The 25,208-nt window shown below is 66.7% G+C and carries 20 protein-coding genes and 1 pseudogene; 3 read left to right on the top strand and 18 right to left on the bottom strand.

The genetic code is table 11. The features are described from left to right. Nucleotides 1–17: 17 nt before the first annotated feature. Nucleotides 18–953, bottom strand: coding sequence for a Gfo/Idh/MocA family protein (locus ABQ137_RS04500; RefSeq protein ID WP_065032058.1), 936 nt, complete (start codon nucleotides 951–953; stop codon nucleotides 18–20). 367 nt (nucleotides 954–1,320) lie between these two features. Continuing rightward, entirely contained in the window at nucleotides 1,321–2,298 is a 978-nt protein-coding gene (locus tag ABQ137_RS04495) for an NAD(P)H-quinone oxidoreductase (RefSeq protein WP_104543330.1), read from the bottom strand. 364 nt (nucleotides 2,299–2,662) lie between these two features. Here ABQ137_RS04495 and metF point away from each other — a divergent pair, with 364 nt between their 5' ends. Together metF and ABQ137_RS04485 are read left to right on the top strand one after the other, a co-directional pair. Next, nucleotides 2,663–3,490, top strand: coding sequence for a methylenetetrahydrofolate reductase [NAD(P)H] (gene metF / locus ABQ137_RS04490; protein WP_024938327.1), 828 nt, complete (start codon nucleotides 2,663–2,665; stop codon nucleotides 3,488–3,490). 70 nt (nucleotides 3,491–3,560) lie between these two features. Then, nucleotides 3,561–4,232, top strand: coding sequence for a hypothetical protein (locus tag ABQ137_RS04485; RefSeq protein WP_349781333.1), 672 nt, complete (start codon nucleotides 3,561–3,563; stop codon nucleotides 4,230–4,232). A 159-nt stretch (nucleotides 4,233–4,391) separates the two neighbouring features. Here the strand turns inward: ABQ137_RS04485 and ABQ137_RS04480 are convergent, their stop codons facing one another. From ABQ137_RS04480 to ABQ137_RS04460, 5 genes are all read right to left on the bottom strand, one after another. Beyond that, nucleotides 4,392–4,919, bottom strand: a complete 528-nt coding sequence (locus tag ABQ137_RS04480) for a P-loop nucleotide/nucleoside kinase family protein (protein ID WP_478203638.1) — start codon at nucleotides 4,917–4,919, stop codon at nucleotides 4,392–4,394. Continuing rightward, nucleotides 4,907–5,854, bottom strand: a complete 948-nt coding sequence (locus ABQ137_RS04475) for a Nudix family hydrolase (RefSeq protein WP_349781331.1) — start codon at nucleotides 5,852–5,854, stop codon at nucleotides 4,907–4,909. Before ABQ137_RS04475 ends, ABQ137_RS04480 begins: the two co-directional genes overlap by 13 nt. 144 nt (nucleotides 5,855–5,998) lie before the next feature. Then, complete coding sequence (locus ABQ137_RS04470; protein ID WP_016902193.1) at nucleotides 5,999–6,367, bottom strand: VOC family protein; 369 nt, start codon at nucleotides 6,365–6,367, stop codon at nucleotides 5,999–6,001. 449 nt (nucleotides 6,368–6,816) lie between these two features. After that, the gene (gene secA, locus ABQ137_RS04465; protein ID WP_024938330.1) at nucleotides 6,817–9,555 is read right to left on the bottom strand and encodes a preprotein translocase subunit SecA; all 2,739 of its coding nucleotides are present in this window, start codon (nucleotides 9,553–9,555) and stop codon (nucleotides 6,817–6,819) included. Nucleotides 9,556–9,710: 155 nt separating this feature from the next. Beyond that, nucleotides 9,711–10,655, bottom strand: a complete 945-nt coding sequence (locus ABQ137_RS04460) for a M23 family metallopeptidase (protein ID WP_024938331.1) — start codon at nucleotides 10,653–10,655, stop codon at nucleotides 9,711–9,713. On the opposite strand from ABQ137_RS04460, the gene ABQ137_RS04455 reads away from it, so the two are divergent. Further along, on the top strand, nucleotides 10,656–11,102 hold the full coding sequence (locus ABQ137_RS04455; RefSeq protein ID WP_024938332.1) for a DciA family protein: 447 nt from the start codon (nucleotides 10,656–10,658) through the stop codon (nucleotides 11,100–11,102). A gap of 186 nt (nucleotides 11,103–11,288) precedes the next feature. On the opposite strand, the gene lpxC is transcribed toward ABQ137_RS04455, so the two are convergent. From lpxC to ABQ137_RS04400, 11 genes and pseudogenes are all read right to left on the bottom strand, one after another. Further along, nucleotides 11,289–12,200: a UDP-3-O-acyl-N-acetylglucosamine deacetylase gene (gene lpxC, locus ABQ137_RS04450; protein ID WP_024938333.1), complete on the bottom strand. Its 912-nt coding sequence runs from the start codon at nucleotides 12,198–12,200 to the stop codon at nucleotides 11,289–11,291. A 230-nt stretch (nucleotides 12,201–12,430) separates the two neighbouring features. Next, a complete protein-coding gene (ftsZ, locus tag ABQ137_RS04445; RefSeq protein ID WP_016902188.1) occupies nucleotides 12,431–13,669 on the bottom strand; it encodes a cell division protein FtsZ in 1,239 nt (412 codons plus the stop codon). Between the two features lie 293 nt (nucleotides 13,670–13,962). Then, nucleotides 13,963–15,198, bottom strand: a complete 1,236-nt coding sequence (gene ftsA / locus ABQ137_RS04440) for a cell division protein FtsA (protein WP_003485272.1) — start codon at nucleotides 15,196–15,198, stop codon at nucleotides 13,963–13,965. Continuing rightward, complete coding sequence (locus ABQ137_RS04435) at nucleotides 15,195–16,031, bottom strand: cell division protein FtsQ/DivIB (RefSeq protein WP_054591400.1); 837 nt, start codon at nucleotides 16,029–16,031, stop codon at nucleotides 15,195–15,197. The genes ftsA and ABQ137_RS04435 overlap by 4 nt, the downstream gene beginning before the upstream one ends. 112 nt (nucleotides 16,032–16,143) lie before the next feature. After that, the gene (locus ABQ137_RS04430; RefSeq protein ID WP_167708446.1) at nucleotides 16,144–17,100 is read right to left on the bottom strand and encodes a D-alanine--D-alanine ligase; all 957 of its coding nucleotides are present in this window, start codon (nucleotides 17,098–17,100) and stop codon (nucleotides 16,144–16,146) included. Next, a complete protein-coding gene (gene murC / locus ABQ137_RS04425; protein ID WP_016902185.1) occupies nucleotides 17,097–18,530 on the bottom strand; it encodes a UDP-N-acetylmuramate--L-alanine ligase in 1,434 nt (477 codons plus the stop codon). Before murC ends, ABQ137_RS04430 begins: the two co-directional genes overlap by 4 nt. Before the next feature lie 101 nt (nucleotides 18,531–18,631). After that, nucleotides 18,632–19,792: pseudogene (murG, locus tag ABQ137_RS04420) on the bottom strand (undecaprenyldiphospho-muramoylpentapeptide beta-N-acetylglucosaminyltransferase); the annotation flags it as partial. Then, on the bottom strand, nucleotides 19,789–21,168 hold the full coding sequence (ftsW, locus tag ABQ137_RS04415) for a putative lipid II flippase FtsW (protein WP_104608392.1): 1,380 nt from the start codon (nucleotides 21,166–21,168) through the stop codon (nucleotides 19,789–19,791). The pseudogene murG and the gene ftsW, both read right to left, overlap by 4 nt. Beyond that, complete coding sequence (mraY, locus tag ABQ137_RS04410; RefSeq protein ID WP_024939425.1) at nucleotides 21,168–22,253, bottom strand: phospho-N-acetylmuramoyl-pentapeptide-transferase; 1,086 nt, start codon at nucleotides 22,251–22,253, stop codon at nucleotides 21,168–21,170. The genes ftsW and mraY overlap by 1 nt, the downstream gene beginning before the upstream one ends. Further along, complete coding sequence (locus ABQ137_RS04405) at nucleotides 22,243–23,736, bottom strand: UDP-N-acetylmuramoyl-tripeptide--D-alanyl-D-alanine ligase (protein ID WP_349781325.1); 1,494 nt, start codon at nucleotides 23,734–23,736, stop codon at nucleotides 22,243–22,245. Before ABQ137_RS04405 ends, mraY begins: the two co-directional genes overlap by 11 nt. Further along, entirely contained in the window at nucleotides 23,733–25,208 is a 1,476-nt protein-coding gene (locus tag ABQ137_RS04400; protein WP_349781529.1) for a UDP-N-acetylmuramoyl-L-alanyl-D-glutamate--2,6-diaminopimelate ligase, read from the bottom strand. The genes ABQ137_RS04405 and ABQ137_RS04400 overlap by 4 nt, the downstream gene beginning before the upstream one ends.

The following is a 25,208-nucleotide window of genomic DNA, read 5'->3' as shown; positions in this document are numbered from 1 at the left end:
TTGGATGGTGCGACCGGCTACCAGGCGAACGGCGCGGTGACCTTGCGCGCGCCGAGCATGAACGCATCGGCCACATGCACGAACGGGGTGACATCCACCTCCGATTCGCCGGCGCGCACCAGCTGCACGAAACGCCGGTACAAGCCGTCGTATTCGCCGGCGGCTTCCACTGGCTGCGGCTGGCCATCGATACTGAGCCTGGCACCGCCCTCACTGAGCATGAGCAGGCCATCGGTGGTGTCCACTTCGATATCCCAGCGCTGATGGCCGGTCTGCAGAAAATCCAGTTCCGCCGTTACCGGCACCCCTGCGGTATCGACAAAACCGAGCCTGGCGTACAGCGGTGCCTGGCGATTTTCCGGCGTGTGCAACTCCGCTTCGCGCAGCGCGAAGGGGCGCGGCAGCAGATGCGTGACGATGGACAGCGCATTGATGCCGGGGTCGAACACGCCCATGCCGCCCGGCTCCAGGATCCAGTCCTGGCCCGGGTGCCAATGGCGAATGTCTTCCTTCCAGGTGATATGCGCGCGCAGGATCTGCTTGTCGGCCAGCCACGCCCGCGCAGGCTCCACGGCAGCGGCGCAGCGCGAATGCCAGCTGGTGAACAGGCTGCGTTGCGCACGCTGCGCCAACACGCGCAGATCGTCGATCTCGGCCAGGGTGGCGGCCGGGGGTTTTTCCAGGAACACATGGCGCCCGGCGGCCAGCGCGGCCTGTGCCTGCGCGTGCCGCCCGACCGGTGGCGTGCACAGCGCCACCGCTTCAATCTGCGGATGCGCCGCGAAGGCCTCTTCCAGGCTGTGGTAGGCCGGCACTCCATCGACCGTGCCATGCCGGCTCACCGTGGCCACCAGCTGCACATCGGCACGCGCGGCGATGGTGGGCACGTGCTGGTCGCGGGCGATCTTGCCGATGCCGACAAGGGCAATGCGCAATGCGTCTGGATGCTTCATCGAAACCTTCGGGCTGATAGGGACGTGGCGGGACCCGCGCGATCGCCCGTTTCGGGCGCATGCACGGACACTGCGGCAGCGGCGCGCTGCACGCGCACGCAACGGCGCAGTGTAAGGTCACGCTGCGGTTCGCTGCGAGACATCGCTCCTGCTTGTTTTGCTATACCTGCGCCGCCCGGTGGCCGTGCAGGAGCCGCCATGCTGCATCGGTGCAACTGCACGGCACGCCTTGCCGTTCGTGGCCTTCCACCTGGTCGCGCTGGAGCACTCGGCGGCTACGGTGGGGCGCCCGGGCTGCGGCCGATGTATGGCCAAGCCTGCGACGCCGGCTGCAGACAGAGCGACCTGCATGCGCCTTGCGATGCGCTCACATCTCCAGCACGACCTTGCCCAGGTGGCTGCCCTGCTCCAGATAGCGGTGCGCTGCAGCGGCTTCGTTGAGCGGGAAGCGCTTGTCGAGCAGCACGCGCAGCTTGCCCTGCGCGATCCACGGCCACACCACGCGCTCCACTTCCGCGGCCAGGCGCGCCTTTTCGTCGGCACTGCGCGGGCGCAGCGTCGAGCCGGTGAGGATGGCCTGCTTGCGCATCAGCAGCGGGATCGGCACCTCGATGGTCGAGCCGGCCTGCGAGGCGATGTAGACGATGCGCCCGCGTGGGTTGAGCGCCTCCAGGGTGTCGGCGAATACCGCAGCGCCCACCATGTCCAGCGACACATCCACCCCGCCGTGCGCCTTGGCCACGTCGACAAACGATTCGGTGGTGGAGTCGATCGCCACATCGGCACCCAGTTCGCGCGCCTGCGCCGCCTTACCTGCCGAACGCGCAGTCGCCAGCACATGCGCACCGGCGGCCTTGGCCATCTGGATCGCAGTCACGCCGATCCCGGACGTGGCGCCATGCAGCAGCAGCCATTCCCCGGCCGCCAGCCGGCCATGCTCGAACAGGTTGGTGTACGCGGTAAAGATGGTTTCCGGCAGCGCCGCGGCATGCGCCAGATCCATGCCAGGCGGAATCGGCAGCACATGCCGCGCGTCGACCGCTGCGTACTGTGCGTATCCGCCACCGCCCAGCAGTGCACACACCCGATCGCCGACCTTCCAGCGACCGGCCGGCTCCACGATCTCGCCGGCGATTTCCAGCCCGAGCGTCTGCGGCGCGCCGGGCGGCGGCGGATAGTGGCCGGCACGCTGCAGCAGATCGGGACGATTGATCCCGGCCGCATGCACGCGGATCAGCACCTGCCCCGGCGCCGGACGCGGGCGCGGCTGCTCGCTGGCGTACAGTGCATCCGCATCGCCCTTGCCATCGCGTATGGCGATTGCAGTCATCGTGGTATCGCTCATGCGCAGCACTCCGTAGAAAGTGCACCCAGTGTAGAGCTGCCCGCGTCAACGTCCGGCGCAAGCCCGCTCGCGACATGGCACGCAGGCGCAGCGCAACCACTGTCTCCGCCAAGTCACGGTAAGCAACCACGCGATGACCGGCATCACGCGTGAAACCAGTGCGGCGACAAACGCGATTCGCCTGCCCGCTGCAAGGCAAGGCTTCGCTCGCCGCCGCGCGGCAAGCGCCTGCAGGTCCCCGCAGATCGCGCCGTCATTCCGCTGACAGCACGCGAGGTAACCGAATGCAGGACACCCGCAACCAAATATGCATTCATCGCGATGAAGCGATATTATGCCAGTACGATCCGCCGGACCCGCCGCGATGACGCATCTCAGTTTCGAGTTCTACCCGCCCAAGACCGACGACCAGCGCGCCCAGCTGGACCGCACGGCGGCCAGGCTGAAGGGCTACGCGCCGGAATACGTGTCGTGCACCTTCGGTGCCGGCGGCTCCACGCTCAGCTACACCTCCGAGACGGTGCGTCACCTCAAGCAGAAGCACGGTTTCGAAGCCGCCCCGCATCTGTCCTGCGTCGGCGGCAGCCGCCAGGAGATCCGCGAGCTGCTCAAGCTGTATCGCGCGATCGGCTGTACCCGCATCGTCGCGCTGCGCGGCGACCTGCCCTCGGGCATGGGCCATCCGGGCGACCTACGTTACGCCTCGGACCTGATCGCCTTCATCCGCGCCGAGCACGGCGACGCGTTCCGGATCGAGGTCGGTGCGTATCCGGAAACCCATCCGCAGGCGACCGACGCGCTGAGCGATCTGCGTTACTTCAAGGCCAAGGTGGATGCCGGCGCCGATGCCGCAATCACCCAGTATTTCTACAACGCCGACGCGTACTTTCATTTCCGCGACGCCGTGCAGCGCATGGGCGTGGAGATCCCGATCATCCCCGGCATCATGCCGATCTCCAATTTCTCGCAGTTGCGGCGCTTTTCCGAGCAATGCGGTGCGGAAATTCCGCGCTGGATCAGCAAGAAGATGCAGTCCTACGGCGACGATGCCGATGCGGTGCGCGCCTTCGGTGCGGAAGTGGTGGCCACCGTGTGCGAGCGCCTGATCGCCGGCGGCGCGCCTGCCCTGCACTTCTACACGCTCAACCTGGCCAAGCCGACCACGCAGGTGCTGCAGCTGCTCGGGCGCTGAGCCAGCCGCTCGCAGCCATGCCCTCGGCAGGCGTATCTGTGCGGGCACATCACTGGCAAACGCGCGTGTGATGCGCAAACGCCGTGCAAGCTCTTTCGGTCCCGGCGCGTTGCTCGCCGGCTCACGCAGGCCCCGTTACGCTGCGCCGATGCCTCGCCTCCTGCTGCCGTTGCTGCTGTTGTTCTGCCTGTGCCCGGCCACGCGCGTGCAGGCGCAGGAGATCCGTCGCTGCGTGACAGCGGACGGGCAGACCATGTTCACCGACCGCCGCTGCGAAGATGTCGGCGCCGCGGCGCGCCCGCCGCCGGCCGCGCGCACGCAGGGCAACACCGGCCTGCATCGCTACGGCTGCCCGCGCCGGCTGAGCGAACTGGTGTCGTTGCTGCAACTGGCGGTGGACAGCCGCGACGTCAATCGGCTCTCCAGCCTCTACCTGTGGAGCGGCCAGTCCGACGCCGCTGCCAACCAAGTGCTGAGCCGGCTGGAGGCGATCGTGCAACGCCCATTGCTGGACATCGTGCCGATGTACCCGCAACGCGATCCGCCGACCTGGGAAGCCGATGCCGGCACGGCAGCGGCTCCATCCCTGGACGGCAGCGCCATCGACGCCCCACTCCCGGCACCGCCAAGCCGCCCGCGGCCCTGGGGCCTGCGCCTGGAACAGAACCTCGCCAGCGGTGCGCCCGCAAGCAGCGTGTTGCGGCTGCGCCGGCAGTACAACTGCTTCTGGGTGACGTTTTAGCGCAGCGCCCGGCGTAAGCGGATTGCAGCGGCCAAGTACATGCGACGGCGCATTGCCCCGGCAATCGGTGATGGTGACGATGGTGGTGTGGGCTGCGAGGCAGTGAGCGTATCGGCTCAGAGACCCCGAACCTCATGCCTCATAGGTGACGCTTGCAGGCTATGCGACAAGCCGGCCCATGATCTGCGTGACCGCCTGCTGCGGGCTCAGCACGGCGCTGTCGATCACCCAGTGCGGCTCGGTCCAGGCCACGTAATCATGCGCGAGCACGGAGGCCCACCCCGGCACGCGCAATCCGACCACGTCGCTTTGCCGCAATTCCACGCGCTGCCGATGCACGTTGCGATCGCTGCACACTACCTCGATCTCCAGCAAGCGGCTCCGTGCACGACGAGCTACATCGCGCCACGCTTCACGGGTGACCGGCAACGGGTTCACGCAATCGGCGACCACCACGTGACCCAGTTGCAGATTGGCCTCGGCAAGTGCGTAAGCGGTCATGTAGCCCGCTGCTCCGACATCGTTGGCGAGTGCACCACTTTCGCGTAGTGACTGCTCGATCGTATCGATACGCAAATAAAACGCAGTGCATTGCGTCAGTAGCGCCTGGGCAATGGAACTTTTGCCGACGCCCGGCAATCCGCCGAACACCACCAAGATCGCTGACTGCAGGGTCACTGCGGCCACAGCGCGCGAATCGCCGCGATGCCTTGTGCGCCATGCGAACGGGCTTCAAGCAGGTCGCCGACCTGCATGCCACCGAGTGCGTAGATCGGCAAGGAGACCTGCTCGCGCAAGCGTTCGAATCCATCCCATCCCAGGGGTATTGCACCCGGATGCGACGCGGTCGCCTGCACCGGGCCCAGCACCGCAAAATCGCAGCCAAGACGCTGGGCGTGGCGCAGGTCTTCCAGCCCGTGACAGGAAGCGGCGACCGGCTGCTCGGCCGGCAACGGGCGCTGCTGCAGGCTGGCCAGTTGCTCCGCGCCCAGATGCACGCCGATGCCGAGTTCGCCGGCCAGTGCGATGTTACGGTTGAGCAGCAGTTGCGCGCGCGCACGGCCACGCAGGCGCATCACCTGCTGCAGCAAGGCCTGCCAGCGCGCCGGTTCGGCCTGCCGCGCACGCAACTGGATGCGCGTGATGCCCTCCTGCAGCGCACGCTCCAGACCTTCCAGCCACAGCACGTCATCGGCCGGCTCGGGCGTGATCAGATAGCGGTCGGGCTGGCGCAGCACACCGACCACCGGCACATCGGCCGGCGGCATCGAATAACGGGTCAGCTTGTCGGCGGCCACCCAGGTCATCGCCTGGCCTTCGCGGCCGCGCGGGCTGCCTTTCCATGCGGTGATGTGGCGCACTTCCAGGCGCAGCCGCTTGTCCGGGTACAACTGCGGCACGTCCATCAGCCACTCGCCGACCTGCGCCTCGATACCGAGCTCTTCGTTGAGTTCGCGCACCAATGCCTGTTCGGAGGTCTCGCCAGGTTCGCGCTTGCCACCCGGAAACTCCCACAGGCCGGGCATGTCGCGGGTTTCGGTACGGCGGGTCAGCAGGATGCGGCCGCGGGCGTCAGTGATCACGCCGGCAACGACGTGGATGGATCTTAGAGAATCAGGCATGGCACAAGAGTGCCGCGAGTGAGCCGTTCAGTGCAATCGCTTGGCGGCGGGGAATGGAGATTCGGGAATCGGGAATCGGTTGAAGCAGGCACCATGCCCGCCTTTGCAATTCCCCATTCCCGATTCCCGATTCCCGATTCACGCCTACAGCGGATGCCCGATGCGCCAGAGCACGCCGCTAGGATCGTGCAAGGTGAAATCGCGTGCGCCCCACGGCCGATCTTCCGGCGCGCTGCAGCTCACCCCGAACTGCGCGCCCAGGCCGGTGTCGTGCACGTGCTGCCACCAGCTGTCGGCATCGTCCACCCACAGGTGCAGCATCAGGTTCTCGGCCAGTTCGCGCAGATAGAAATCCTGCAGCAGGAATGCGCAATGCGTGCCATGCCGGAAGCAGGTCACATTGCCTACCTCGTCCTCCTGCACGAAGCCCAGCGCGCGATAGAACCGCTGCGACACCGCGTAGTCGCGCGCAGGCACGAACACCTTCAATTGCTGGCTGGATAGCAACGCCATGACCGCACTCCACGCAGGATATGGATCGAGCATACGCCCCGCAGTGGCACCGGCGGAGACGCCTGCATGCGGCGGGCGCCGTTGGCGCCACAAGAAATGGACAGCGCGGCAGAGCTACCGTGCCGAGGCCCACCGCAAGACAAATCGCCGGACGCTTCCAGCGTCTATGCGATTGGTGTCCCGTCGTTGCCTGGCAACGATGCAAGCCATGCCTTCGCAGGGAATTGGCCAAGGGCGGCGAAACCTGAGCGTGGCCTCGTACCCGGTCTGCGATATCCCCTTTCCTGCTTCAAGACCCCCTCAGGATCCCATCCGTAAGCAGAGCCCCCCTTGGTAAGGGGGCGCGCCAAAGGCGCGGGGATCGGAAGCAAGGACCGTGCACCAGGCGTCCGCTATGCGGACGCCTGGTGTGCAGCCCGCCAAGCGGGCTGCACCACGGTCAACTCAGCTCAGCTGAGTTGACCGTGGCAATGCTTGTACTTCTTGCCGCTGCCGCAGGGGCACGGATCGTTACGGCCCACCTTGGGCTCGTCGCGGGTCACCTGCGACACCGGCACCGGGGCGTTGCCGCCCTGCATCTGTTCCACTTCCTCGTCGGCACCGTAGCCGCCGGCGTCCTGATGCTGGAACTGCGAGGCCATCAAGCGCGCCTGCGCCTGCAGACGCTCCTGCTCTTCCAGCTCGGCCACTTCCTCTTCGCTGCGGATGCGCACGCGCGCCAGCAGGTTGATCACTTCGCGCTTGACGTTCTCCAGCATCTCGGAGAACAGCTCGAAGGCTTCCTTCTTGTATTCCTGCTTGGGCTGCTTCTGCGCATACCCGCGCAGATAGATGCCCTGGCGCAGGTAATCCATCTTGGCCAGATGCTCCTTCCAGCCCTGGTCGAGCACGGTCAGCATCACGTGCTTCTCCAATGCGCGCATGGTGTCGTTGCCCACCGCCGCTTCCTTCTCGGCAAAGTGCGCATCCACCGCTGCCTGCACCTTGGCCGCAATCTGCTCGGCGTCCAGTTCTTCCTGCGTGCGTGCCATCTCGCTTAGCGCCAGCGGCATGCCCAGCTCCGATTCCAGCGTGGCTTCCAGACCCTTCAGGTCCCACTGCTCATCGACAGAGTTGGGCGGCACGAAGCGTGCGACCAGGTCGTAGATCACATCGCCACGGATGCCGTCGACGTTGTCCTTGACCGATTCGGCATCCAGCAATTCGTCGCGCTGGGCGTAGATCACCTTGCGCTGGTCATTGTTGACGTCGTCGAAGTCCAGCAGGTTCTTGCGGATGTCGAAGTTGTGCGCTTCCACCTTGCGCTGCGCCTTTTCGATCTGCCGGCTGACCAGGCGATCTTCGATGACGTCGTCTTCCTTCATGCCCATCATGCGCATCGCCTTCTGGACCCAGTCCGAGGCGAAGATGCGCATCAGGTTGTCTTCCAGCGACAGATAGAAGCGCGAGGAACCCGGGTCGCCCTGACGACCGGCACGGCCACGCAGCTGGTTGTCGATACGGCGCGATTCGTGCCGCTCGGTACCGATGATGTGCAGGCCGCCGGCCGCCTTGACCGCATCGTGACGACGCTGCCATTCGGTCTTGGCCGCAAGGCGCTGCTCGTCGCTGATGTCGTCGCCCATGGCATGCAGCTCGGTTTCCAGCGAACCGCCCAGCACGATGTCGGTACCGCGGCCGGCCATGTTGGTGGCGATGGTCACCGCGCCCGGCTGGCCGGCGTTGGCCACGATGGTGGCTTCGCGCTCGTGCTGCTTGGCGTTGAGCACTTCGTGCTTGACCCCGGCCTTGCGCAGGTGCTCGGACAGCATCTCCGAAGTCTCGATCGAGGTGGTACCCACCAGCACCGGCTGGCCGCGCTTGGCGCAGTCTTCGATGTCGGCCAGCACCGCGTTGAACTTGCCCTTGCGGTTGAGGAACACCTGGTCCGGATGGTCCTTGCGCACGGTCGGGCGGTTGGTCGGGATCACCACCACTTCCAGGCCGTAGATGCTCTGGAATTCGTAGGCTTCGGTGTCGGCCGTACCGGTCATGCCGGACAGCTTCTTGTACATGCGGAACAGGTTCTGGAAGGTGATGCTGGCCAGCGTCTGGTTCTCGCGCTGTACCGGCACGCCTTCCTTGGCCTCGACCGCCTGGTGCAGGCCATCGGACCAACGGCGCCCGCTCAGCGTGCGGCCGGTGAATTCATCGACGATCACCACCTCGCCATCGCGCACGATGTAGTCCACGTCGCGCTGATAGATCGCATGCGCGCGCAGCGCGGCATTGAGGTGATGCACCACGCTCAGGTTCTGCGCGGCGTACAGGCCGTCTTCGGCATTTTCCAGGATGCCGGCCTGCATCAGCAGTTCTTCGGCGTGGCCCATGCCCGCCTCGGACAGATGCACCTGCTTGCCCTTCTCGTCGATCCAGAAGTCACCCTCGCCCTCTTCGCTTTCCTGCCTGGTCAGCTGCGGCACGATGCGGTTGACGCGGATGTACAGCTCCGGCGACTCGTCGGCCGGGCCGGAGATGATCAGCGGGGTACGCGCCTCGTCGATCAGGATCGAGTCGACTTCGTCGACGATCGCGTAATGCAGGTTGCGCTGGTAGCGGTCGGCCTTGGACAGCGCCATGTTGTCGCGCAGGTAGTCGAAACCGAACTCGTTGTTGGTGCCGTAGGTGATGTCGCTGCCGTAGGCCTCGCGCTTGTCGCTGTGCGGCATGCCCGGATACACCACGCCCACGCTCAGGCCCAGCCAGTTGTACAGCTTGCCCATCTGCGCGGCGTCGCGGCGCGCCAGGTAGTCGTTGACCGTGACCACATGTACGCCCTCGCCCTGCAGCGCGTTGAGGTACACCGGCAGCGTGGCGACCAGGGTCTTGCCTTCACCGGTGCGCATCTCGGCGATCTTGCCCAGGTGCAGCACCATGCCGCCGATCAGCTGCACGTCGTAATGGCGCATGCCGAGCACGCGGCGGCTGGCCTCGCGGCACACCGCGAAGGCTTCGGGAAGAATCTTGTCCAGGGACTCGCCGGCGGCAAGTCGCTGCTTGAACTCCGGGGTCTTGGCTTGCAGCTCGGCGTCGGAGAGCTTCTCGATCGTCGGCTCCAGCGCATTGATCTGGGTGACGAGGCGGTTGAGCTGGCGCAGCTGGCGTTCGTTACGACTGCCAAAGACACGGGTAAGCAGACTGTTGATCATTGAAGAAACCGGTTGAAAAGGAACGGTTTGACCGACGCCGGTCCCCAAGACCCGGCCGCCGTAAACGAAACAGGGCGCACTGCGCCCTGTCGATGGCAACACCCTATTGTAGCTTGGGGCGGGCCTTCACGAATCAAGCGCCGCCCGCGCCGTCGTCAACCGCGCCCGCGGCGGCCCACCGGCGTGTTGGTATCGCCCAGGAACTTGCGCGGATTGACCACCCGCCCGTCCGCCCACACCTCGAAATGCACGTGGGCGCCGGTGGAGCGGCCGCTGGATCCGGCCCGGGCCACCTGCTGGCCGGCGCGGACCAGGTCGCCCACCTTCACCACCAGGCGCGAGTTGTGCGCATAGCGGGTCACATAGCCGTTGCCGTGGTCCACTTCCACCACGTTGCCGTAGCCGCCGCGCACGCCGGCATAGCTGACCACGCCGTCGGCGACCGACATCACCGGGTCGCCCACGTTGGCGTGGAAGTCCACGCCCTTGTGGAAGGCCGAACCACCGTCGAACGGATCGGCGCGGCCGCCGAAGCCGGAGGTGATGTAGGTGTTGCGGATCGGCATCCGCGAGGGCACCGAATTCTGTTCGAGCTGATGATCGAACATCAGCGCGGCCAGCACGTTCAGTTGCTGGCCGGAGGCGGAGAACTGCTGTTCGACCTGCCCCAGCGTCTGCTTGAGCGACTCGACCGGCATGTCGCTGACCGGCTCGTCGCCGCCACCGACGCCGACCGGGGCGTCGAAGTCGAACTCGCCGTCCTTCAGCTTGCCCATTTCGGTCAGCCGCTCGCCCAATGCATTGAGACGGGTGGCCTGCGCCTGCAGCTCGCCCATGCGCGCGGCCAGTGCGTTGACCTGCGCCTGCGAGGCGCGCTGCGCCTGGGCCAGCTCGGCCTGCTGCCGGGCAACCTTGGCCTGCAACGCGGAATTGGTCACCATGCCGGTGGCGGTGCTGGCACCGATGCCGATCAACATGCCCAGCCCAAGCACGGCGCCGAGGACTACCATCGGTCGATCCGCGGCAAAGCCCTGGAACTGGCGGGCCAACCGCTGCGCCCGGGTTTCGCGAGATTTGATTACAACTTTCTTCAACGCCATATGAGTGTCATGTCCAAGCCCAAGTCCAACGCACGCAACCCTTCCGTCCCACAACCGGCCATCGAGGCCGCGTTGGGTGAAAAGGCTGGCGACCCCTTGCGCCGAGCGTTGTGGCTCGATGCGCTGGACCGACAGTTGCGCCCCCTGTTACCGCCTCATCTGGCCACCCGTTGCCGGCTGGCCAATGTCAGAGACGAACAGCTCGTTTTTCTGGTTGATTCACCTGTCTGGCATGCCAAGTTGCGACTTGCCGAGACCCAATTACTGGATGCCGCCCGATCCATCGGACTGAAGGCCACCGCAGTGACCATCAAGACCACTACCACCCCGCTGCATTCCCCAATGCAGCAGAATCGCGAGCGTCCGCGCCCCGTCTCGGAGGCCACGCACAGAGGTCTGCGCGATGCGCTGGCCTCCCTGCAGGATGTTCCACCCACCAAACGGTGAGCACCGCGCCGCTGGTGCGAAGCGGCCGCCGCAGCGTGAAAGAATTGCGAAGACCGCGCACGACCCGACGCATCCTAGCGGGCCTCAGCCACGCAGGAGTTAGAGAAGTCTTAAATAAAAGTTAAGAACGGGCCAGTAATCCGACGCAGTTCACACTTCGAACGCCGACTGCGGCATTCCCCGACATCAGGCGTAGACGGGGCTGGCGTAGGTGACCGGCGGTTGCACGGTGCCTTCCGGGAAGCTGACCCATTCCCAGGCGGCCTGATCCGCCAGCAGCGCACGCACCAGCTTGTTGTTGAGCGCGTGGCCGGACTTGAAGCCTTCGTAGGCGCCCAGAATGGCGCCGCCGGCCAGGTACAGGTCGCCGATGGCGTCCAGGATCTTGTGCCGCACGAATTCGTTGGTGTAACGCAGGCCGTCCTCGTTGAGCACGCGGAACTCGTCCAGCACGATGGCGTTGTCCATCGAACCGCCCAGGCCCAGATTGCGCTCGCGCATGTATTCAAGGTCGCGCATGAAGCCGAAGGTGCGGGCGCGCGAGATTTCCTTGACGTAGGCCGAGGTGGAGAACTCGATTTCCTGGCGCGACTGCTTGGCCGGGATCATCGGGTGGTTGAATTCGATGGTGAAGCCGAGCTTGTAGCCCTCGTACGGCTCGAAGCGCGCGACCTTGTCGCCCTCGCGCACTTCCACCGTCTGCTTGATGCGGATGAAGCGCTTGGCCTTGTTCTGCTCGACGATGCCTGCCGACTGCAGCAGGAACACGAACGGGCCGGACGAACCGTCCATGATCGGCAGCTCGGCCGAGGACAGTTCGACGATGACATTGTCCACACCCAGGCCGGCCAGTGCCGACATCAGGTGCTCGACGGTCTGGATCTTGGCACCATTGCAGGTCAGGCCGGTGCACAGCGTGGTCTCGGTGACCAGTTCGGCATCGGCCGGGACTTCGACAATCGGCTCCAGGTCCACACGCCGGAACACCACGCCATGATCGACCGGAGCCGGTCGTAGCGTCATGTACACCTTGTCGCCGCTGTGCAGGCCGACGCCGGTGGCGCGAATGGTGTTCTTGAGAGTGCGTTGCTGGGTCATATGCGAAGTCTGGATGAACAATGCAGACAGACGCTGAACCGGCTGTCTAATCCGTACAGATTATCTGAATTTTAACAAGTCGCGCGTGACGGGAACTGTAATCCCCGGGTCACGCCGCTGCAAAAGCTGCCGGATCGTGGCCGACCCGGCAGAAAGGACATGGCACTGCACCCCGAGGCGAACCCCGGGCGGAACGGACCGCGCCGCCGTAGCGACGCAGCCGACGATCCTCAGTCGGCCTGGCGGCGCAGGAACGCCGGGATATCCAGGTAGTCGTTGGGCAGGTCTGCGGCCGGCGCAGCCGAACCGCCGCCGTTGTTGCTGCCGCTGCCGACCGAGTCGCTGCTCGGACGACGCAGGCCCAGGCCCATGCTGCCGCCGACGGCCTTGGACACCGCATCGCCGCCGCTGGTGTCGAAATCGCCGAACTCCGGCTGGCCGGTGGTGGCATTGCGCACCAGCTTGATCGGCGCGCGCTGGTCCGGACGCTGGGTCTGGCGGGCAACCGCACGGTTCAGGCCAGTGGCCACCACAGTGACGCGCACTTCGTCCTGCATGTCCGGGTCAAGCACGGTGCCGACGACCACGGTCGCATCTTCCGAGGCGAATGCCTCGATGGTGCGGCCGATCTCGTCGAACTCGGACATGGTGAAGTCCGGGCCGGCGGTGATGTTGACCAGGATGCCGTTGGCACCGGCCAGGTTGACGTCGTCCAGCAGCGGGTTCTGGATGGCGGCTTCGGCAGCGGCCTGCGCGCGATCGTCGCCGCGTGCCGAGCCGGTGCCCATCATGGCCAGGCCCATTTCCGACATCACGGTGCGCACGTCGGCGAAGTCGACGTTGATAAGACCCGGACGCACGATCAGGTCGGCGATGCCCTGCACGGCGCCCTGCAGCACGTCGTTGGCGGCGCGGAAGGCCTGGATCATGGTGGCGTTGCGGCCGAGCACGGTGATCAGCTTTTCATTGGGAATGGTGATCAGCGAGTCGCAATGCTGGCTCAGCTCCTCGATGCCCTTGAGCGCAACCTGCATGCGGCGACGGCCTTCGAACGGGAACGGCTTGGTGACCACGGCCACGGTCAGGATGCCCATTTCCTTGGCCAGCTGTGCAACCACCGGGGCGGCGCCGGTGCCGGTGCCGCCGCCCATGCCGGCGGTGATGAACACCATGTCCGCACCCTGCAGCGCGTCCATGATGCGCTCGCGGTCCTCCAGCGCGGCCTGGCGGCCGACTTCCGGATTGGCGCCCGCGCCCAGGCCCTTGGTGACGTTGGTGCCGAGCTGCAGCTGCAGCTTGGCGCCACAGTTCTTGATTGCCTGCGAGTCGGTGTTGGCGGTGATGAACTCCACGCCATCGACATTGGTGTTGACCATGTGCGCAACCGCGTTGCCGCCGCCGCCGCCCACGCCAACGACCTTGATTACCGCGTTGGGAGCCATCTTTTCGATCAGTTCAAAATGTGCCATGTCAGTGTCCTCTTGAGCCGGGATTGGGGGGTGGGGATTGGGGAGTCGCAAACGCGCTGGTCCCTGTCCCACTCCGCATCACGGCGAGTGTTGTTGTTTGAAAGTCGGGATTCGTGTGCCTGGGCCATGGATGCGCTGTTGCGCTCTACGACTCACGGCACCTACTCCTCGACGCAATGCCTGCAAAAAATTTTACCGCCTACCCGCTCGCCGCTCTCCACTTAATCGTTGCTACCACTCTGCTTTTTTTCGCCCTTGCCAATCCCAAATGCCGAATTCCAAATCCCGGCCCCTCAGAATTCCCCGCGATACCAGTTCTTCAATTTCTTGAACAAGCTCCCGGCGCGACCGGTCGGAATCGACGGGCGGCGCGGGTGTTCGATCTGGCTGCCCATCAGCAGCAGGCCCACGCCGGAGGCGTGCACCGGGTTGCCGACGACTTCGCCCAGGCCGGTGACGTGCTGGGGAATGCCCACGCGCACCGGCATCTGCAACATTTCTTCGGCCAGTTCGACCACGCCTTCCATCTTCGACGCACCGCCGGTGAGCACCATGCCGGCGCGCACCATTTCCTCGAAACCGGAGCGGCGCAGTTCGGCCTGCACCATTTCGAAGATTTCCTCGTAACGGCCCTGCACTGCCTGCGCGAGCGCATGCCGCGGCATGCGCCGCGGCGGGCGGTCGCCGACCGACGGCACCTGGATGCTTTCTTCGGCGGTGGCCAGCTGCGCCAGCGCACAGGCGTAGCGCACCTTGATCTGTTCGGCTTCCGGGGTGGGCGTGCGCAGCATGTGCGCGATGTCGTTGGTGACGTGGTCGCCGGCGATCGGCAGCGAGGCGGTGTGGCAGATCGCGCCCTGCACGTAGACCGCAAGGTCGGTGGTGCCGGCGCCGATATCCACCAGCACCACGCCCAGTTCGCGCTCGTCGGCGGTCAGGACCGCCACGCTGGAGGCCAGCGACGACAGCACCAGATCGTCCACCTGCAGGCCGCACTTCTGCACGCACTTGGTGATGTTGGCCGCTGCCGACTGCGCGCACACCACCAGATGCGCGTGCACCTCCAGGCGCACGCCGGTCATGCCGACCGGATTGCGGATGCCTTCCTGCGAATCGTCCAGCACGTACTCGCGCGGGATCGCATGCAGGATGCGCTGGTCAGCAGGAATGGCCACGGCCTTGGCTGCATCCAGCACGCGCTCCAGATCGCTCCAGGTCACTTCGCCGTCGCGGATCGGCACGATGCCGGGCGAGTTCTTGCACTGCACGTGGTTGCCGGAAATCGACGCGTACACCGAGCGGATTTCGCAGCCGGCCATCAGCTCGGCCTCTTCCACCGCGCGCTGGATCGACTGCACGGTGGATTCGATATCCACCACCACGCCGCGCTTGAGACCGCGCGATTCATGCGAACCGATGCCGATCACTTCGATCGGATTGCCGGGCGAGTACTCGCCGACCAGCGCGACGACCTTGGAGGTGCCGATGTCCAGTCCAACGATGAGGGATTTGTCGCCTTTGCGGTTCATGTCTTAAAGCCGGGATTCGGGATTTGGGATTCGGGATTGGAGAAAAGCGGGGTATGGGTGCGAGGGAGTTGCAGCACGACCGTGTGATGTGCGGCGGGCGTGGCCGGCGGAGGTTTTTTCTTGGTCTCGGGCACCGCGTTTTCCAAATTCCGTTCGACCGTGAAGCCGTTGGTGTAGCGCAGGTCGGCGCGGGCGATCGGGCGTTGCGGGTCGGCCAGTTGCGGCAGCACGCGGGCGAAGCGCTGCAGGCGCGCGCGGGCGTCGTCGCGGCCGATCACGATCTGCACGCCGTTGCTCAGGCCCAGCGACCAGCTGCCGCGCGCGTCCATTTCCAGACGCTCCACATCCAGCCCGGTCGGCGCGAACAACGCGCGCGACTCGTTGTAGAGCGCCACCACGTCCTGGGTCTTGCTGTCCGGGCCACCGAGTTGCGGCAGCTTGAAATCCTTCAACAACGGCGGGGTGCGGAACAGCCGGCCCTGCTCGGACAACATGCGGTCGGTGCCCCAGCGCGCGAACGGCTTATGCTCGGTGACGTGCACTTCCAGCACGTCCGGCCAGCGCTTGCGCACCTGCGCACTTTCCACCCACGGCAGGCGCGCGATGGCGTCCTGCGCGTTCTGCAACTTCACCGCGAAAAAGCCCGCGCGCGCATACGGCAGGACCACCGCACGCAACTCTTCGGCCGGCACCCGCTTGAAGTCGCCCGACACCCGCAAGCGCGCCAACGGCCAACGCTCGGCACCGACCCAGCCATTGAGCACAGCCACCACCGGCAACGCGACCAGCGCCACCGCGAGCAACCACGCCAGGATGCGCAGGGTGGCGTTCATGCGCGCGCTCCGCGCGCGGGAATGGGGAGTCGGGAATAGGGAATCGTCAACAGCGGCACACTGCCGGCTGTCGCTTTTGCGATTCCCGATTCCCGATTCCCCATTCCCCGCGTCATAGCGTCTGCTCCAGCACGCGCCAGACCAGTTCTTCGAAATCGATGCCGAGCTGGCGCGCGGCCTTGGGCACCAGCGAGTGGCTGGTCATGCCCGGGGCGGTGTTGACCTCCAGCAGATACAGCTGGCCGCTGGCACGGTCGCGCATCACGTCGACGCGGCCCCAGCCGCTGGCGCCGGCAGCGCGGAAGGCGTCCAGGGCGAGCTGGCGCAGTTGCGTCTCGGCATCGCCGTCCAGGCCCGGACACAGGTACTGGGTGTCGTCGGCCAGGTACTTGGCGTTGTAGTCGTACCACTGGCCCTTGGGCACGATGCGGATCGACGGCAGCGCGACCTCGCCGAGCACGGCCACGGTGAGTTCGTCGCCTTCGATCAGCTGCTCCATCAGCAGCGCGCCGTCGTAGCGCGCCGCCAGCAGCACGGCTTGTTCGAGCTGGGCCTGGTCGAACACGCGGCTGATGCCGACGCTGGAGCCTTCATTGGCCGGCTTGACGATCACCGGCAAGCCGATCTGCCGCGCGGCGGCATGGATGTCGTCGGCGCTGGCACCGGCGGCCAGGCGCGCATAGCGCGGCGTGGACAGGCCCAGCGACAGCCACACCTGCTTGGTGCGGATCTTGTCCATGCTCAACGCCGAACCCAGCACGTTGGCGCCGGTGTACGGCACCTTGAAGGCTTCCATCAGGCCTTGCACGATGCCGTCTTCGCCGCCGCCGTTATGACCGTGCAGCACATTGAAGACGCGATCGAAGCGTTTTTCGACCAGGGCCTGCGCCAGGGCCGGAATGCCGTCGACCGGCTGCGCGTCGACACCGCGCGCGCGCAGTGCGTCGAGCACGTTGCTGCCGGAGTTCAACGACACTTCGCGCTCGGACGAGGTACCGCCGAGCAGCACGGCGACGCGGCCGAACGCGGCCGGATCGCTGGTACGTGCATTGGGAATCACCGCGCTCATGCGCTCGCTCCGGTGAAACCGTTGTTGATGATGTGCTGCGCGACATAGCCGATATCGCCGGCGCCCATCATCAGCAGCAGATCGCCGTCCTGCAGCACGTCCGGCAGCACTTCGGCCAGGCCGGAAATCTGCCCGACCACCACCGGTTCGCTGCGGCCGCGCGCACGGATCGCACGCGCCAGCGCGCGCGCATCGGCGCCCGGAATCGGCGCTTCGCCGGCCGGATAGACCTCGCTCAGCACCAGCGCATCGACGGTGCTCAGCACCGCGGCGAAGGCATCGAACTGATCGCGGGTACGGCTGTAGCGATGCGGCTGGAATGCGACAACCAGACGCTTGTCCGGCCAGCCGCCACGGGCGGCGGCGAACACTGCTTCCAGCTCGCGCGGATGGTGGCCGTAATCGTCGACCACGCGCACGCGCGCACCGGTGCTGGTGGTGACTTCGCCCAGGTCGTTGAAGCGACGGCCGATACCGGCGAAGTTTTCCAGCGCACGCGCGATGGTCTCCGGCGCCACGCCCAGCTGCCAGCCGATCGCAGCGGCCGCCAGTGCGTTGAGCACGTTGTGGCGGCCCGGCAAGGCCAGCGTCACCGGCGTGGTGGTGCCTTCGGGCAGGCGCAGCGTGAAGCGCATGCGCGGGCCGTCCTGCACCACGTCTTCGGCGCGTACGTCGGCGTTTTCGCTCATGCCGTAGCTCATCACGTGGCGCGGCGTCTTGCCGGCCAGCGCGGCCACTTCCGGGTCGTCGATGCACAGCAATGCCAGGCCGTAGAACGGCAGGCGCTGCAGGAACTCGGCGAAGGCGGCCTGGATGCGTGCGAAATCGTTGCCGTAGTTTTCCAGGTGATCCGAATCGATGTTGGTGATCACCGCCATCAGCGGATTCAGGCGCAGGAAGCTGCCGTCGCTCTCGTCGGCCTCGGCCACCAGCCACTGGCCGCCACCGAGCTTGGCGTTGGCGCCGGCGGCCAGCAACTGCCCGCCGATGACGAAGGTCGGATCCAGCCCGCCCTCGCTCAGCACCGCTGCGGCCAGGCTGGTGGTGGTGGTCTTGCCATGCGTGCCGGCCACCGCGATGCCGCGACGGAACCGCATCAACTCGGCCAGCATCGCCGCACGCGGCATGATCGGAATGCGCTGGCTGCGCGCTTCCATCAGCTCGGGGTTATCTTCGCGGATCGCGCTGGACACCACCACGCAATCGGTGCCGAGCACGTTGGCCGCCGAATGCCCGCGCATCACCCGCGCACCCAGCTTGGCCAACCGCCGCGTCGCCACGTTATCGGAGTTGTCCGAGCCGGAGACTTCATAGCCCAGCGTCAGCATCACCTCGGCAATGCCGCTCATGCCGGTGCCGCCGATACCGACGAAATGCACGCGCGGAAATGCACGCACCAGGTCGCCACTGTCCTGCAGACGGCGGATCACGCGGCACCTCCGGTGGAGGTGCCGGGATTGGAAATTCGGGATTGGAGATTGGTGGCGATCAATTGCGCGGAGCGGTCGCCATTAACGGATGTCTGCATGCTGTCCTGCTTGTGCTGTTGCTCTTTACGAATCCCAAATCCCGAATCCCCACTCCCGGCTTCCTGAAGAATGATGTCGGCAATGCGTTCGGCGGCGTCCGGCTTGGCCAGGGTGCGGGCGGCCTGCGCCATCGCCAGGCGGCGGGCGGGGTCGGTGAGCAGGGTCTGCAAGACCTGCTGCAGGCGCGCGGCCAGGGTGTCGTCCTGCTTGAGCAGCACGGCGGCATCGGCGCCGACCAGGTATTCGGCATTGCGGGTCTGGTGGTCGTCCACCGCTGCGGCGAAGGGCACCAGCACGCTGCCGATGCCGGCGGCGCACAGTTCGGCCAGCGTGGAGGCACCGGCGCGGCACACGACCAGGTCGGCCCAGGCGTAGGCGGCGGCCATGTCGGCGATGAAGGGTTCGACGCTGGCGTTGACGCCCGCCTGCGCGTACGCGGCCTCGGCTTCGGCACGCAGCTTTTCGCCGCACTGGTGGCGCACGTCCACATCCGGGTGACCGAGCGCGGCCAGTGCCGCCGGCACGGCCTGGTTCAATGCGCGTGCGCCCTGGCTGCCACCGAGCACCAGCACGCGTACGGCACTGCCACGGCCGAGCAGGCGCGTGGCCGGCGCGGGAAGCGCTGCGATTTCCGCACGCACCGGATTGCCCACCGCTTCTTCGCCGGCGAAGCTGCCCGGGAAACCGGTCAGCACACGGCGCGCAAACCGCGACAACACCTTGTTGGTCATGCCGGGCGCACGGTTCTGCTCATGCACCAGCAACGGCACGCCGAGCAGCCGCGCTGCCAAGCCACCCGGGCCGGCCGCAAAGCCGCCGAAACTGATCACCGCACGCGGCTGGCGCTTGCGCAGCACGAAGCCGGCGGCGCGCACCGCGCGCATCACCCGCACCGGTGCACCGAGCAATTTCACCAGGCCCTTGCCGCGCAGGCCGCTGATGGCCAGCGTGTCGAGTTGAATATCGTGCTGCGGCACCAGCCGGGTTTCCATCGCGCCGTCGGCGCCCAGCCAGGTCACCGGCACGCCACGCGCGCGCAGCACCTTGGCCACGGCCAGACCCGGGAAGATATGCCCGCCGGTGCCGCCAGCCAGAATCATCACTGGTCGGATCCCCGCACCTGGATGTGCAGGCGTTTGCGCGGGATTTGCATGAGCGCTCATGCAATCCTCCCGAAGGTCGGTTCCACGCGCGGCTGCATGCGGCTGGTGCCGCGCAGGAACTCGGACGCATGCGCAGACGTGGCCGAGGCTGCAGCAACCGGTGCCGGCGCGGGTGCGGCGGCAACCGGCTCGCGCTGCGGCTTGCGCGCGGGCGCGTAGGCCGGCGTGGCCGACTCGACCACCGGTTCGGCCGGCTCGGCCGACGCTGCGCCCGCACCCTGCGGCGACAACTTGCTGCGCAGGCGCTCGGCACGATCCATTTCGTAGGACACGCGCAGCAGCAGGCCCATCGCCACGCAGGTCATCAGCACCGACGAACCGCCGGAGGAAATCAGCGGCAGGGTCAGGCCCTTGGTCGGCAGGATGCCCAGGTTCACGCCTACCGAGACGAAGCTCTGCAGGCTGATCCACAAGCCGATGCCGAAGGCGATGTAGCCGGAGAAGTGACGCTTCATTTCCACGCAGCGCATGCCCAGCCAGAACGCGCGGCCGACCAGCAGCGCATACAGCGAGATCACCCCACACACGCCGACAAAGCCGAGTTCTTCGGCGATGACCGAGAAGATGAAGTCGGTATGCGCTTCGGGCAGGTAGTTGAGCTTCTGCACCGAGGCGCCCAGGCCCACGCCGGTCCACTGGCCACGGCCGACCGCCATCAAGGCGTTGGACAGCTGATAGCCGGAGCCGAGCTGGTCGGCCCACGGGTCCAGGAACGAGGTGATGCGACGCAGCCGGTACGGCTCCAGGATCGCGATGAAGGCGAACACCGGCAGGCCGAACACGATCGGCATCGACATGCGCGGCAGGTTCACCCCGCCCAGCACCAGCATGCCGGCGGTGATCGCCAGCAGCAGCGTGGACGAGCCGAAGTCCGGTTGCATCAGCAGCAGGCCGACCAGGGCGATCGCCACGCCCAGCGGCTTGAGCATCGCCGGCCAGGTCGCATTGACCTCGTCGCGAAAGCGCACCAGGTAGCTGGACAGCCACACGATGTAGAGCACCTTGACCGCTTCGACGGTCTGGAATTTCGACACGCCCAGGTTGATCCAGCGCTTGGCGCCGTTGACGCTGCTGCCCAGGCCGGGCACGAACACCACCATCAGCAGGCCGAAGCAGGCCAGCAGCAACACCTGGTTGTACTGCTCGATGGTCTTGAGCTCGGTACGCATCGCCCAGAACGCCAGGCCCACGCCGATGCCCAGGAACAGCAGATGGCGGGTCAGGTAATAGAACGGGTTGTCGGACAGCTCGATCGAGCTGGACGCCACCATCACCACGCCCAGCGAGGCGAGCGTGGCCGCGGCCCCGAGCAGCCACGGGTCGTAGCGGCCGCCGATGGCGTCCAGTCGCGTGGCCTGGCGGGACATGTCGTTCATCAGCGCACCTTCAACGTGGCAAGGCCGATCAGCACCAGCACCACCGAAATGATCCAGAAGCGCACGATCACGCGCGGCTCCGGCCAGCCCTTGAGTTCGAAGTGGTGATGGATCGGCGCCATGCGGAACACGCGCTTGCCGGTCAGCTTGAAGCTGGCGACCTGGATCATCACCGACAGCGTTTCGATCACGAACACCCCGCCCATGATCACCAGCACCATCTCCTGGCGCACGATCACCGCGATGGTGCCCAGCACCGCGCCCAGCGACAGCGCCCCGATATCACCCATGAACACCATGGCCGGATAGGTGTTGAACCACAGAAAGCCCAGGCCTGCGCCAGCGATCGCCGAGCAGATGATGATCAGCTCGCCGGCCCCGGGAATCAGCGGGATCTTCAGGTATTCGGCAAACACGACGTTGCCCGAGGCATAGGCGAACACGCCCAGCGCGCAGGCCACCAGCACGGTCGGCATGATCGCCAGGCCGTCCAGACCGTCGGTCAGGTTGACCGCGTTGGAGAAGCCGACGATCCAGAAATAGGCGATCACCACGAAGCTCACGCCGGCCAGCGGCAGCGCGATCGACTTGAACATCGGGATGTAGAAGGTGATCGCGGCCGGCACGTCGGCGGTGTAATAGAGGAACAGGCCTGCGGCCAGGCCGAAGATCGACTGCAGCAGATACTTCCAGCGCGACTTCAGGCCGTTGGGATCGCGGCGCACGATCTTGATCCAGTCGTCGTACCAGCCGATCGCACCGAAACAGACCATCACCGCCAGCACCAACCATACGTAACGGTTGCGCAGGTCGCCCCACAGCAGCACCGACAAGGTCACCGTCAGCAGGATCAGCGAGCCGCCCATGGTCGGGGTGCCGGCCTTGGAGAAATGCGTCTGCGGGCCGTCCTGGCGAATCGGCTGGCCGCCCTTGAACTGGGCCAGCTTGCGGATCACCGCCGGGCCCATCCACAGCGACAGGAATAGCGCGGTCAGCGCGGCCAGGATGCCGCGGAAGGTCAGATAGTTGAACAGCCCGAACAGGCTCTCCAGTTGCTGCAGCCAACGCGCCAGCTCAAGCAGCATGGGATGCGTCCTCCGCTGGTGCGAGCAGCGCGGCGACGATGCGGTCCATGGCGCTGCCACGGGAGCCTTTCACCAGCAGCGTGGGCGGGGTTTGCGCCGTGGTGGCGGCAGTCTGCGCCGCCGCACCGGTGTGTTCGTACATCGAAGAAGATTCCTGCGTTTGGGTCGGCGAAACGGCGAGCTGCGCCAGATCCGCCTGCAAGGCCGCGATCAATGCGGCATGGGTGGCGAACACGCGGCCGCCCTCGCCGAACGCCTGTGCGGCGGCGGCACTGAGCTCGCCCAGCGCGTACAGCCGCTGCAGCTTGGCCGCGCGCGCGCGACGGCCGGCGGCGGCATGCAGGGCGGCGCCTTCCGGGCCGAGTTCGCGCATGTCGCCCAGCACCAGCCAGCCTTCGCCAGGCGCAGCGGCCAGGGTGTCGATGGCGGCATCCAGCGAGCCGGGGTTGGCGTTGTAGCTGTCGTCGATCAGCACCGCGCCGCCAGGCAGGGCGTGGGTGATCTGACGGCCGGCCACCGGGCGCACCTGCGCCAGGCCGGCGGCAATGATCGGCAAGGTGATGCCCGCCCCCAAGGCCAGGCCGGCCGCGGCCAGCGCGTTGAGCACGTTGTGGCGGCCCGGCAACGGCAGCGCGATCTGCGCCTGACCTTGCGGGGTCACCAGGGTGAATTGCGCGCCACTGGCCTGCAGCCGCAAGCCATGCGCGGTGATGTCGGCACTGGCCTGCAGGCCATAGCGCAACACGCGGCGGCCCTGTACCGGCTGCGCATGCAGCTGCTGCTCGAACCAGGCACCGAAGGCATCGTCGGCATTGATCACCGCCACGCCATCGGCCGGCAATGCAGCGTAGATGGCGCCCTTGGTGCGGGCAACGCCGAGCAGGCTGCCCAGGCGTTCCAGATGGGCGGGGGCGATGTTGTTGACCAGGGCCACGTGCGGCTGGGCGATGTCGGTGAGATAGGCGATATCGCCCGGCTTGCCGGCGCCCATTTCGTAGATCGCCAGGTCCGCATCGTCGGGGGCGGCGATCACCGCCAGCGGCAGGCCGATCTCGTTGTTGCGGTTGCCCGGCGTGGCGTACACGGTGGTGCCGTCGACACGCCCGGCCTCGGTCAGGATGGCCAGCAGCAGCGCCTTGACGCTGGTCTTGCCGTTGGAGCCGGTCAAGGCGATCACCCGCGTGGCGCGGTCGCGCTGCATGCCGGCGGCGATACGCGCCAGCGCCAGTTCGGTATTTTCCACCAGCACCTGCGGCACGCTCAGCGCCGGCAGCAGGCGATCGACCAGCACACCGCTGGCGCCGTGCGCCACCGCGTCTGCGGCAAAGTCGTGTCCGTCGAAACGCTCGCCGCGCAGCGCCACGTACAGGCTGCCGTTGGCCAGCGTGCGGGTGTCGTTGCCGACGGTGTCGATCATGGCGTCGTCGCCATGCAGCTCGCCACCGGCCCAGTGGGCGATCAACGACAGCGGAGTGAGCTTCATGCGCGCACTCCCAGTACGGTGCGCGGCAACAGGGCCTGCGCCGCCACGATGGCGTCGTCGAAGGCATGCCGCACGCCGGCGACTTCCTGGTACGGCTCGTGGCCCTTGCCGGCGATCAGCACGATGTCGGAGGCACTGGCCATGCTGATGGCCTGATGGATCGCGGCGGCGCGGTCGCGCTGCACGATAGCCGCATCCGGGCGTGCGAAGCCGCGCAGGATATCGGCCACGATCACATCGCCATCTTCGCCACGCGGGTTGTCGTCGGTGACGATCGCTACGTCGGCATTGACCTCGGCAATGGCCGCCATCTGCGGGCGCTTGCCGGTGTCGCGCTCGCCACCGCAACCGAACACGCAGATCAGCCGGTCCTGTGCATGCGAGCGCAGGCTGGCCAATGCCTGTTCCAGCGCGTCGGGCGTGTGTGCGTAGTCGACGACCACCAGCGGTGCGCCATGCGCGCCACCCAGGCGATTCATGCGGCCGTGGATCGGCTGCAACCGACCGAGCACTTCGGCGATCTGCGCCGGCGCGATCTCCAGCGCAAACAACGCACCGGCCACGGCCAGCAGGTTGTCCACGTTGAAGCGGCCCAGCAGCGGCGAGTGCACCGGATGCACCTGGCCGTCGAGATGCAGCGCGAAATTGATGCCGTTGTGATCCAGCTGCAGTGCCTGCGCACGCACGCTTGCCTGGGCCTGCGCGCGCGAACTCACGCCGATCGCGCGCAGCGCGGGGTCGAGCGAAGCCAGCAGCGTGCGGCCGAAGTCATCATCCAGGTTCACCACCGCAGCCTTCAATCCGGCGCGCGTGAACAGCCTGGCCTTGGCCGCGCCGTACTGGGCCATGTCGCCGTGGTAATCGAGATGGTCGCGGGTGAGATTGGTGAACACCGCCACGTCGAAATGCACCGCATCCACGCGGCCCTGGTCCAGCGCATGCGAGCTGACTTCCATCGCCACCGCCTGCGCGCCCGCGTCGCGCAACTGCGCCAGCAAGGCATGCGTTTGCAGCACCAGCGGCGTGGTGAAACCGGTCGGCACGGCGCTGCCGTACAGGCCGACACCCAGGGTGCCGAGCGTGCCGGCAGGGGTGCCCAGCAGCGTCAGGGCCTGCGCCAGCAATTGCACGGTGGAGGTCTTGCCGTTGGTGCCGGTGACGCCGACCATGCGCATCGCCCGCGAGGGCTGGCCGTGGAACTGATCGGCCATCGCGCCCAGGCGCGCACGCAGGCCCGGCACCGCGATCGCGTCGGCCGGTGCCGGCAGATCAGCCGGCGCCGGCGGCTCGAACAACACCGCCGCCGCGCCATTGGCGCGCGCCTGGTCAACGAAGCCCAGGCCATGCGCACCAAACCCGGCGATCGCCACGAAGGCATCGCCCGCACGTACCGCACGGCTGTCCATCACCAGGCCCGACACCTGCACCTCGTGCGCAAGCGGTACGTCCGGCAACAACTGCGACAGCGGCAT

The organism is Xanthomonas sp. WHRI 8393 (assembly GCF_040203315.1).
GTDB lineage: Bacteria > Pseudomonadota > Gammaproteobacteria > Xanthomonadales > Xanthomonadaceae > Xanthomonas > Xanthomonas arboricola.
Note: the sequence above shows the minus strand (reverse complement) of the source record. Positions and strands in the feature narration are given on the sequence as shown.